Annotated in this window: 9 protein-coding genes and 2 pseudogenes; 5 read left to right on the plus strand and 6 right to left on the minus strand. The window is 70.8% G+C overall.

Annotated features, from left to right (window positions below; translation table 11 throughout):
- Nucleotides 1-15: 15 nt before the first annotated feature.
- From tkt to ACWDEW_RS43830, 4 genes and pseudogenes are all read left to right on the plus strand, one after another.
- Nucleotides 16-2,235, plus strand: coding sequence for a transketolase (gene tkt / locus ACWDEW_RS43815; RefSeq protein ID WP_450521179.1), 2,220 nt, complete (start codon nucleotides 16-18; stop codon nucleotides 2,233-2,235).
- A gap of 179 nt (nucleotides 2,236-2,414) precedes the next feature.
- A pseudogene (gene tal / locus ACWDEW_RS43820) lies at nucleotides 2,415-3,560 on the plus strand (transaldolase); the annotation flags it as partial.
- A gap of 1,202 nt (nucleotides 3,561-4,762) precedes the next feature.
- Complete coding sequence (locus ACWDEW_RS43825) at nucleotides 4,763-4,933, plus strand: hydrophobic protein (protein ID WP_450521181.1); 171 nt, start codon at nucleotides 4,763-4,765, stop codon at nucleotides 4,931-4,933.
- Nucleotides 4,934-5,185: 252 nt separating this feature from the next.
- The gene (locus tag ACWDEW_RS43830) at nucleotides 5,186-6,034 is read left to right on the plus strand and encodes a SigB/SigF/SigG family RNA polymerase sigma factor (RefSeq protein ID WP_450521200.1); all 849 of its coding nucleotides are present in this window, start codon (nucleotides 5,186-5,188) and stop codon (nucleotides 6,032-6,034) included.
- An 11-nt stretch (nucleotides 6,035-6,045) separates the two neighbouring features.
- On the opposite strand, the gene ACWDEW_RS43835 is transcribed toward ACWDEW_RS43830, so the two are convergent.
- Complete coding sequence (locus ACWDEW_RS43835) at nucleotides 6,046-6,528, minus strand: ATP-binding protein (RefSeq protein ID WP_450521183.1); 483 nt, start codon at nucleotides 6,526-6,528, stop codon at nucleotides 6,046-6,048.
- 214 nt (nucleotides 6,529-6,742) lie between these two features.
- On the opposite strand from ACWDEW_RS43835, the gene ACWDEW_RS43840 reads away from it, so the two are divergent.
- On the plus strand, nucleotides 6,743-7,474 hold the full coding sequence (locus ACWDEW_RS43840; protein ID WP_450521202.1) for a PP2C family protein-serine/threonine phosphatase: 732 nt from the start codon (nucleotides 6,743-6,745) through the stop codon (nucleotides 7,472-7,474).
- Between the two features lie 102 nt (nucleotides 7,475-7,576).
- Here ACWDEW_RS43840 and ACWDEW_RS43845 read toward each other — a convergent pair whose 3' ends face one another.
- From ACWDEW_RS43845 to ACWDEW_RS43865, 5 genes and pseudogenes are all read right to left on the minus strand, one after another.
- A complete protein-coding gene (locus ACWDEW_RS43845; RefSeq protein ID WP_450521185.1) occupies nucleotides 7,577-8,251 on the minus strand; it encodes an HAD family hydrolase in 675 nt (224 codons plus the stop codon).
- 18 nt (nucleotides 8,252-8,269) lie between these two features.
- Nucleotides 8,270-9,238 carry an LLM class F420-dependent oxidoreductase gene (locus tag ACWDEW_RS43850; RefSeq protein WP_450521187.1) on the minus strand — a complete coding sequence of 323 codons (969 nt, stop codon included), beginning with the start codon at nucleotides 9,236-9,238 and terminating at the stop codon, nucleotides 8,270-8,272.
- A 60-nt stretch (nucleotides 9,239-9,298) separates the two neighbouring features.
- Nucleotides 9,299-9,643, minus strand: a complete 345-nt coding sequence (locus ACWDEW_RS43855) for a hypothetical protein (protein ID WP_450521189.1) — start codon at nucleotides 9,641-9,643, stop codon at nucleotides 9,299-9,301.
- Nucleotides 9,644-9,763: 120 nt separating this feature from the next.
- The gene (locus ACWDEW_RS43860; protein ID WP_450521191.1) at nucleotides 9,764-10,021 is read right to left on the minus strand and encodes a hypothetical protein; all 258 of its coding nucleotides are present in this window, start codon (nucleotides 10,019-10,021) and stop codon (nucleotides 9,764-9,766) included.
- 166 nt (nucleotides 10,022-10,187) lie between these two features.
- Nucleotides 10,188-10,365, minus strand: a pseudogene (locus ACWDEW_RS43865) (PRC-barrel domain containing protein); the annotation flags it as partial.

A 10,365-nucleotide genomic window follows, 5' to 3' on the forward strand; every position in this document is an offset into this window, starting at 1 on the left:
CCGAGGAGCGACGGCATGACGACTGAGCAGTCCGGCAACACGACCTCACCGGGCCGGTCCGCGACGATGCCCGTGGCGGACGACGCCGGGTGGGACCCGGTCGACGTACGGGCGGTGGACACCGCCCGCGTACTGGCCGCCGACGCGGTGCAGAAGGTCGGCAACGGACATCCCGGCACCGCGATGAGCCTCGCCCCGCTGGCGCACCTGCTGTTCCAGAACGTCATGCGGCACGACCCGGCCGACGACCGGTGGCTGGGCCGCGACCGGTTCGTGCTCTCCTGCGGGCACTCCAGCCTGACCCTCTACATCCAGCTCTACCTGACCGGCTACGGCCTGGAGCTGTCGGACCTGGAGGCCTACCGCACCTGGGGTTCGGCCACCCCCGGACACCCCGAGCACCGGCACACCCGCGGCGTCGAGATCACCACCGGGCCGCTGGGCCAGGGGCTGGCCAGCGCGGTCGGCATGGCGATGGCGGCCCGGCGGGAGCGTGGTCTGCTCGACCCGGACGCCGAGCCGGGCAGCAGCCCGTTCGACCACCACGTCTACGTCATCGCCTCCGACGGCGACATGATGGAAGGCGTCACGGCCGAGGCCGCGTCGCTCGCCGGCCACCAGGAGCTGGGCAACCTCGTCGTCTTCTACGACTCCAACCACATCTCGATCGAGGACGACACCGACGTCTCCTTCAGCGAGGACGTCCCGGCCCGCTTCGCCGCGTACGGCTGGCACGTACAGACCGTCGACTGGACGCGCACCGGCGACTACGTCGAGGACGTCGACGCCCTGCTGGCCGCCGTCCGTGCCGCGCGGGACGAGGACGGCCGGCCCTCGCTGATCATGCTGCGCACTCTGATCGGCTGGCCCGCGCCCACCAAGCAGAACACCGGCAAGGCCCACGGCTCGGCGCTCGGCGCGGACGAGGTCGCCGCGACCAAGCGACTGCTCGGCTTCGACCCTGAGCGCGACTTCGTCGTGGAGGACACGGTTCTGGCCCGGACCCGGCGGGCCTCCGAGCGCGGGCGGCGGGCGCACGCCGAGTGGGACGAGGCGTACGTGGCCTGGCGGGCGGCCCATCCCGAGCGGGCCGAACTGCTGGACCGGCTGCGGGCGCAGCGGCTGCCGGACGGCTGGACCGACGCCCTGCCCGAGTTCCCCGCCGACCCGAAGGGGATGGCCACCCGTGCCGCGTCGGGCAAGGTGCTCAGCGCGCTCGCGCCGGTGCTGCCGGAACTGTGGGGCGGCTCGGCCGACCTGGCCGGGAGCAACAACACCACCATGGACGACGAACCGTCCTTCGTGCCCGCCGACCGCCAGACCAAGAACTGGAAGGGCGGCCCCTACGGCCGCACCCTGCACTTCGGCATCCGTGAGCACGCCATGGGCGCGATCCTCAACGGCATCGCCCTGCAGAGTCTGACCCGCCCCTACGGCGGCACGTTCCTGACCTTCTCGGACTACATGCGCCCGGCCGTACGGCTGGCCGCGCTGATGAAGCTGCCCACCACCTACGTGTGGACCCACGACTCCATCGGTCTGGGCGAGGACGGCCCCACCCACCAGCCCGTGGAGCACCTGGCCGCACTGCGCGCCATCCCCGGCCTGGACGTGGTCCGCCCCGCCGACGCGAACGAGACCACCGCCTGCTGGCGTACCGTCCTGGAACACCGGGACCGCCCGGCCGCGCTGATCCTGACCAGGCAGAACGTGCCCGTGCTGGACCGCGCCGGCGGTGCCTGCGCGCCGGCACGGGACGCCGCCCGCGGCGGATACGTCCTCGCGGACACGTCGAAGGACGGCTCCGGACCGGACGTCATCCTCGTGGCGACCGGCTCCGAGGTGCACATCGCCCTGGAGGCGAGCGGGCTGTTGGCGGCCGACGGGCTCGCGGTGCGGGTCGTGTCGATGCCGTGCCGGGAGTGGTTCGCCGCCCAGTCCCCGGCCTATCAGGACGAGGTTCTTCCGCCCTCCGTGCGGGCCCGGGTCAGCGTCGAGGCCGCGGTGGGGCAGGGCTGGCGGGACGTGGTCGGCGACGCCGGACGGATCGTCAGCCTGGAGCACTACGGCGCCTCCGCCGACTACGAGCGCCTGTACGCCGAGTTCGGCATCACACCCGAGGCCGTCACCGCGGCCGCCCGCGACAGCGTCCGCGACTCCGGCCGAGCCCCGCGCCCCGGCGGCCACCGCCAGACCTCCGCCCCCACCGAAGGCGGCACCGGGGACCGTCCCTGACAGCACGTGCGGTGGGTGTCAGGTGCCTGTTGCCCGCCGCCGCACACGAATGGTCCGTCCGGCTTCCTCCGCGCCCGGCCCCCGCCCGCAGGAATCTTCCGAAACGCCCGTCTCCTCAGGGGACGGCCGGGCCGCGCGGCTCTCGCGTGACCGATGCCAAGCACCTCCTGGAGGTTCGTATGTCCGACGCCATCGCGACGCCCGACGGCTTCGCGTCCGATCCGCTCGCCGATCTGTCCGCCGCCGGAGTGTCGGTCTGGCTGGACGATCTCTCCCGTGAGCTGCTGGCGGGCGGCGGGCTGGCGGAGCTGATCGCGCGCAAGCACGTCGTGGGGGTGACCACGAACCCGACGATCTTCGCGTCCGCCCTGTCCAAGGGCGAGCGCTACAACGACCAGCTACGGCAGCTGGGCGCCGAGGGGAAGAGCGTCGACGACGCCGTCTTCGCGCTCACCACCGACGACGTGCGCGCCGGCTGTCGCACGTTCGCGCCGATATACCGGCGGACCGGCGGGACCGACGGCCGGGTCTCCATAGAGGTGGACCCGAGGCTGGCCAAGGACGCGGACGCCACGGTGGCCCAGGCGCAGAAGCTGTGGGACACCGTCGGCGAACCCAACCTGTTCGTCAAGATCCCCGCCACCCGCGAGGGCCTGGCCGCGATCACCGCCGTCGTCGCCCGGGGCATCAGCGTCAACGTCACCCTCGTCTTCTCGCTGGAGCGCTACCGCGCCGTCCAGGACGCCTACCTGACCGGCCTCGAAGAGGCACGGGCGGCCGGACACGACCTCGCGGACATCCACTCGGTGGCCTCCTTCTTCGTCTCCCGCGTCGACACGGAGGTGGACGCCCGTCTCACCGCCCTCGGCACCCCGGAAGCCCTCGCGCTCCGGGGCCGGACCGCGGTGGCCAACGCGCGGCTGGCCCACCAGGCGTTCGAGGAGATGTCCGGCTCGGCCCGCTGGCAGGACCTGGCGGCGGCCGGCGCGCGTCCGCAGCGGCCCCTGTGGGCGTCGACCGGAGTCAAGAACCCCGACTATCCCGACACCATGTACGTGAGCGAACTGGTCGTGCCGGGGACCGTGAACACCATGCCGTCGAGCACGCTCGACGCGTTCGCCGACCACGGCCATGTCCCGGCCGCCGTGCCGGTCGCCGACACCTACGCCTCGGCCGCCGCCCACTTCGGGGAACTGGCACGCACGGGCATCGACTTCACGGACGTGACCGACACCCTGGAACGCGAGGGCCTGGCCAAGTTCGAGGACAGCTGGGCCGAGCTGGGCGCCACCGTGGACCGCGAGATGCGGGCCGAGACCGAGGACGCCGGGAACGGCCCCGAGCCGTCGGGGGCATCGTCGAACGCCGACGCTCTGCTCGCGATCTACCTCAACGACCATCTGGCGGGCGCGACGGGCGGCCTTGAGCTGTGCCGCCGTGCCGCGCAGGGACAGCGGAACGGGAAGCGGGCCGACGCCTTCTCCGCACTGGCCAAACAGGTCGAAGACGACCGCGACTCCCTCGTGCAGATCATGTCCGACCTGGGGGTGTCCACGGATCACCCCAAGGTCGCGCTCGGCTGGCTGGCCGAGAAGGCCGGGCGGCTCAAGCCGAACGGACACCTCTTCTCCCGCTCACCGCTCAGCGACGTCCTGGAACTGGAGTCGATGCTCCTCGGCGTCCAGGGCAAGGCGTCCTGCTGGCGCACCCTTCGCATCCTGGCCGAGGACGACGACCGGCTCTACGTCGAACACCTCGACGCCCTCCTCGAACGCGCCGAGCACCAGACCGCGGCCCTTGAGGAACTGCTCCTCGCGGCAGTGGCGCACACGCTGGGAACCGCGCGCGTCGGGTGACTCACCCGCTGCCGCCGGACCGTGACGGCGTGGGGGCGGGTCCTGTCGGCGTCACGCAGCAGGACGAGCCCCCGGGTCTTCGCTCACTGGCCCACCGGGCCCATCGCTGTTCCGTGCCCGACACCGCAGGAGATGCCGGCCCTCGTGTCGCCGCGTCCGCGCGCGCCGGAGGACGCTCGGGAACCTGAGTCCGCCAACGTCGCAGAACGTGAGTGCGGACACATCGATGGCCGTACGCATCTGGGGGACGGCCTTCGGATCGGCCTCACCTCGGAGTGCGGCCGCCGGACGGATCCAGCATCGTCGTCGACGAACTCGTGCGCGCAAAGAGCGCTGGGCCACGTCGGCGCGATGGTCTACGGCCGCCCCGGCGACCGCTTTCTCGACGACCCGGCCTACGACGAGTTCTTCGCCCTCGCGGCGGAACTCGGTCAGCCGGTCGTCATCCGGGGCCAACACCTCGACGCGCTGCTCCACCGTGTTGGACCGGGCAGTCGGTGGAGAAGATCAGCCGGTCGACGGTGGTGACGGACAGGGCGACGTTCTCCTCTGCCAACGCGGCAGCGCTCTTTCGTCTCGAACTCTGATCAAGGCGAACCCCGCCGGATCATCCACCGTCAGGACGTCTGAGCGGATCGTTCCAGGGCACTCGGCAATCAGGAGGTTCAATCATGATCCCGATCCTGTTGGTATTGCTCCTGGTGCTGATTCTCTTCGGCGCCGGTTTCGCGGTCCAGGCTCTCTGGTGGATCGCTGTGGTCGTACTCGTCCTCTGGCTGCTGGGATTCCTGGTTCGCGGGACGAACGCGAGCGGGTCCCGGGGGCGCTGGTATCGCTGGTAGTGCCCGACGACAAGTCCGAGGAAGACCCCGCGTCGGGCGACGCCGAGGAACACCCCTCCGAGCCGAGCGCGCGGACCGCGACGTCGGACGCATCGGACGAGTAGGGGTTGCGGGCCCCGCTCGTCATTGCCGCGATCACCCGAACATGCATACGGTCAGAGGGGGCAGGAGAGTCTCATCCTGCTTTCCATCTGAGGCGGCACCGTGACCCTTCCCGTGGATGTCCGCCGAGCGACCACCGCCCCCGCCCTCGTGGCGGAGACACCCGCGGTGGCCGACGACGTGGTGACCGACGACCTGCCGTGGATCGAGGACGCCGGCAAGGTCGCCCCCAAGGACGCGCGCCTCCTGTCCAAGCTGTTCCTGGACCGGTTGCAGGTCCTGGCCGAGGGCACCCGCGAGTACCAGTACGCCCGCAACACGCTCATCGAGATGAACCTCACGCTGGTGCGCTTCGCCGCCCGCCGCTTCCGCAACCGCGGCAACGGCGACATGGAGGATGTCGTCCAGGTCGGCACGGTCGGTCTCATCAAGGCCATCGACCGGTTCGACCTGACCCGCGAGGTCGAGTTCACCTCCTTCGCGATCCCCTACATCGTCGGCGAGATGAAGCGCTTCTTCCGCGACACCACCTGGGCCGTGCACGTGCCTCGACGTCTGCAGGAACTCCGTGTCGACCTCGCAAGGAGCAAGGAAACACTCACCGCCGAACTGGGCCGCGGCCCCACCGTGAAGGAACTCGCCGCCCGCCTGAACCTGACCGACAACCAGGTGATCGAGGGTCTCGTGGCCGCCAACGGCTATGTCGCCGGATCCATCGACACCCCCGGCGGCGAATCCGAGACAGACGACGGCGCACCGAAGTACGCGGACACGATGGGCGACGAGGACCCGGCCCTGGAGCTGTTCGAGGACCTGCACACGCTCGGCCCGCTGCTGCAACGGCTCGACGACCGGGAGCGGACCATCATCGAGATGCGCTTCGGCCAGGAGATGACACAGGCACAGATCGGCCGCGAACTGCACGTGTCCCAGATGCAGATCTCCCGCCTCCTCGCCCGTACCCTCACCAAACTCCGCAGCGGACTACTCGCCGGATGAGCCCCCGGGTCTCACACGGTGCCGGGCGGAGAGTCGGTGCCGCGTTTCCCGTCGCCCAGGGCGATGCGGGCGGTGATGGTCTTGCCGGTCGGTTCGAGGCGGACCTGGAACGCCTGGACCACGGCCATGACGATCTCCAGGCCGTGCTGACCGACTCGGCGCGGATCGGCCGCGCGGGCGAGGAGTTGGACACGCGCGGTGTCCTGCACGGTCACCTGTACGGCGTCGTCCGTGATGCTCAGTTCCATGCGCAGCGGGCCGGGGGCGTGTTTGCGGGCGTTGGTGACCAGTTCGCTGACCACCAGTCGCGCGAGGTCCGCCGCCCGGGCGGAGACGAGCACGCCGTGGTCCGTCCCGGCCCGGCGAAGGAAGTCCGTCATGAGGTCGCGCGCTTCGCCGATGGAGGTGCCGTCGCCGCTCAGATCGACGGCGGTGGTCATGGTGGGGGTGTTCGGATCGACTTCGCCGTCGCTGTCACCGTCGGCAGGCTCCACGCGGTGTCACCTTCGTTCCCGTTGTCCGCCCACGCCTACCCTGCACGGCTTCCCTCATGTTCTTCTTACTCGAATTGCTCGTGTGTTCGATCCTGGCCACCCGTAGCATCTGGCCCGGCGTCCGGTGCGGGGACCGGTCCGAGCCGCGAGGGAGGAACTCCGGCATCTGAACGAGGAGTTGGCCCCGGAGCTGGAGACCACCAACAGCGGTGTGGTGGCGCTGCACTCCGAAACAGCCAGTGGCGGGCCCTCCTGCCGGCCGACCACCTGCCCGGGGAGATCGCGCTCGCGGTCGCCCGCACCAAACACGGCCGTCCCCCAGTCTGCCTGGCCGTCCCCGCGACGGCCCTGGACAGCGCCGACGACGAGCAGCTCTTCCAGCAACTGGCCAACGCGAGCGCACTGGCCATCGAAGCCCTGCGGACCTACAACGAGGAACGCGCACTGGGCCTCGCCCGAGACCCCGCTGGGCCAGTCGCAGCCCGGCGTCACGGTCACCCTCTGCCTGGTCCTCGTCACGCCGCACGACCGCCGCCTGCACATCGCCAAGGCCGGCCACATCCCCCCGCTGTTGATCGACCCGGACCACGGGCCGCGCTTCCACCATCCCCACGGCCCGCTTCTCGGCATGGGCCTCCCGCATCCACCGCCCACCGTCCTGCCGGCCCCGCCCGGCACCCGTCTGCTCCTGGTCACAGACGGCCTCGTGGAGGTACGCACGGCCCATCCCGACACCACACTCGCCGAGTTCAGCGATGCCGTCGCCGAAGACCCGCACGAACATGAGGAGTTGCGCGATCTGCTGCTCGCCCGTTTCGGACAGAACAAGGACGACGACATCGCTCTGACAGCCGGCCTGTTCACGTGGACCGCCACGCTGCCCGCGCACCCGCGGTCGGCGTTCACGAGGAAGGTCCCCAGAGTGGGACGCTGCAGGGCGACCTGACCGCCGCCTCTCGGTGACTGCGCGTCGTCAACTGCCCGGCGCCCGCCCCCAGGACGACTCCGTACTCACCGCCGGCTCTCCCCACGCCTCTTCAGCCTCAGGTCACTCCATGTCGGCGAAGACGCTGGAGTCCAGGCGTCCGAGGAGGTCGGCGGGGTCCCGGTACACGGCGCGAGCACCGGCGGCCTCCAGGTCCGCGCGCGGGATACCGCCGGACAGCACCGCTGCCGGAACCACTCCGTCCCGTACGGCGGCCTTCATGTCCCAGACGGTGTCGCCGACGAACACGGCGCGTTCGCTCGGAACGTCCGCGAGTTCCCTGGCCTGTTGGACGGGGTCGGGTGCCGGCTTGCCGTCGGCGACGTCGTCCGCGCTGGCCGCCCCGCGGATGACGTCGTCCGCGTCGATGGCCCGCCGCAGGGCGGAGAGTTCGGCGCCGCTCGCCGAGGTCGCCAGGACGATCGTCCAGCCCCGCCCGGCCAGCGCGCGCAGCAGGTCGCCCGCCGCGTCCAGCGCCGGGAGCCGCTCGAAGTACGTGGCGTAGAGGGCGTGATGGGCCGCAACGATCTGCTTGTCCTCGTCGGGGTCACGGTCGTCGTTGCCGAGGATGTGGTCGAGCAGGTCGCCGCCGCCGAGGCCCACGGCCCGGTGGATGTCCCGCATGGGGACCCGGTGGCCCGCCTGCCGCAACGCCTCCCACCAGGTGACGACGTGCAGGTGGTTGGTGTCGACGAGCGTTCCGTCGACGTCGAAGATCGCAGCGCGTTTCGTGGTCATCGCGGTGCCCTCGCTCTCTCACAGGTCGTAGCGGAGGGCGGGCAGCAGCTTCCGCTCGGCCCATTCCAGGTACGGCTCCTGGTGCTCGCCGCCGATCTGGACCAGGGCGACCTCCGTGAACCCCGCCTCGGCGTAAGGGCGTACGGCCTCGACGACCGCCTCCACGTCGTCGCCGCAGGGAATCGACTCGGCGACGTCCTCGGGCCGTACGAACTGGGTGGCCCCCGCGAACCCGGCGGGCCCGGGGAGTTCGGAGTTGACCGGCCAGCCGCCGCCGAACCAGCGGAACTGGTCGTGGGCGCGGGCGATCGCCGCGTCGCGGTCGGTGTCGTAGCAGATGGGAAGCTGACCGACCTTGGGTTTGCCCGTGCCGCCGTGGCCCTCGAACGCGGAGATCAGTTCCGGCCGGGGTTCCGTCGCGATCAGCAAGTCGGCCAGACGGCCCGCGAGTTGGCAGGAGCGGTCGCCCGAGACGGCGACACCGATCGGCGGGGGCGCGTCGGGCAGATCCCACAACGTGGCGTTCTCCACGTCGAAATGGGTGCCGTGGTGGTTGACGTTCTCGCCGGCGAAGAGCGCCCGGATGATCTCCACCGCCTCCTCCAGTTTCTCCAGCCGGATGTGCGCGGCGGGCCAACCACCGCCCACCACATGCTCGTTGAGGTTCTCCCCCGAGCCGAGGCCGAGGCGGAAGCGTCCCTGGGAGAGGAGTTGCATCGTGGCGGCCTTCTGCGCGACGACGGCCGGGTGGTAGCGGGTCGTCGGGCACGTCACGTAGGTCATGAGGGGGATGCGTTCGGTGGCCTGCGCCGCGGCACCGAGCACGCTCCACGCATAAGAGGCGTGGCCCTGGGACTCCAGCCAGGGGAAGTAGTGGTCGGAGGTGACCGAGAAGTCGAAGCCGGCCCGCTCGGCGCCGACCACATGACCGACAAGTTCTCGCGGACCGGCCTGCTCGGTCATCATCGTGTACCCGATCTGCACCATGGCGCTCATCTCCTCGTGTCCTCGTGGGTCGCAGTCTCGAAAGAACGGCTTTCCGTCCCGTCACCGTTTCGTCGTGAGCCGCAGGTCGACCTCCTTCTCCTGGTCTCCCGACGCCGCACCCCAGTGGTCCACGGCGAACGCCGTGCTCAGGGCCTCGAACAGCTGGTCCACCGTGACGTAGTCGCCCTGGAGCGTGGCGGAGACCGAGCCCTCCAGCGGAACGGAATCGGTCGGGATCCGCTCCCGCGCCGGCTCGAACTCCGCGCTCCACACCGGGGAGTGGTCACCCGGCTGCTCCCGGGGCACGTCGTCGGCAGGACGGTCGGTCGGAAACGCCGTCCGCAGGACGTCGAAAACAGTGGCGGCGTCCTCCTTGGACGCTCCGGTGAGAGACACCGTGGCCATCGGACTCACTCTCCTCAAACTTGAATACGGCGGGACATGGGAGATCACGGGCACCCGTCCACGGGTGCCGACGACACCGGGCCGATCGGACTCCGCCCCGGCTCCCCCGGCGCGAGGGCGTCAACCCGTCGATTCGTCGGGCACGGGATGCTCCGGACGTGCGCTGGCGGAATGCGCGGCGCCCCTCCGCCCGCTGCCGGCCTCGTCCGTGTCGGGAATCTTCGTGTCGGGAACCCTCGGGTCGGGGTTCTGCGGATCATGGCCTTCCGGCTCGCGCTGTTCGTCGGCGCCGGCCTGCTGATCGGGCAGGTCCCTCGGGATCGGCTTGGGCTTCGGCCCCCCTCTGTTCGCGGGGGCTTCCGGGCGGCGCTCACTCACGGCGTTCTCGCTTCCTTGCGCAGGGTCGGTGTCAGACGCGGGTACCCCGACGGCCGACGACGATGCGGACCCCGGCGCTCCGGACCCCGGGATCCCGCACCGGGCACGGCGAAGGGCGGGCACCGGCAGCACGCCGGTACCCGCCCCCGTGGCCGCCGAACGACGCTCAGGCTCGGTGGTCTCCGTAGTAGCCGCCGACCTGCTCGTGATAGCCGGCGTCACCGACGTGCTTGTCCTTGTCGAACTCGGGGGAGTTCTTGATCTCTTCCTTCGTACGACCGACGTGGACCGTCCGCTCCGCCACGTCGACGGACGAGATCACACCGGCCGGGAGCAGCACCTGC

It is taken from the genome of Streptomyces sp. NPDC001100 (assembly GCF_053598575.1).

Bases quoted from the DNA above. Each gene is read 5' to 3' on its own strand.
- tkt (WP_450521179.1), top strand. From the start codon at position 16: ATGACGACTGAGCAGTCCGGCAACACGACCTCACCGGGCCGGTCCGCG.
- ACWDEW_RS43825 (WP_450521181.1), top strand. From the start codon at position 4,763: ATGATCCCGATCCTGTTGGTATTGCTCCTGGTGCTGATTCTCTTCGGC.
- ACWDEW_RS43845 (WP_450521185.1), bottom strand. From the start codon at position 8,251: ATGACCACGAAACGCGCTGCGATCTTCGACGTCGACGGAACGCTCGTC.
- ACWDEW_RS43850 (WP_450521187.1), bottom strand. From the start codon at position 9,238: ATGGTGCAGATCGGGTACACGATGATGACCGAGCAGGCCGGTCCGCGA.
- ACWDEW_RS43855 (WP_450521189.1), bottom strand. From the start codon at position 9,643: ATGGCCACGGTGTCTCTCACCGGAGCGTCCAAGGAGGACGCCGCCACT.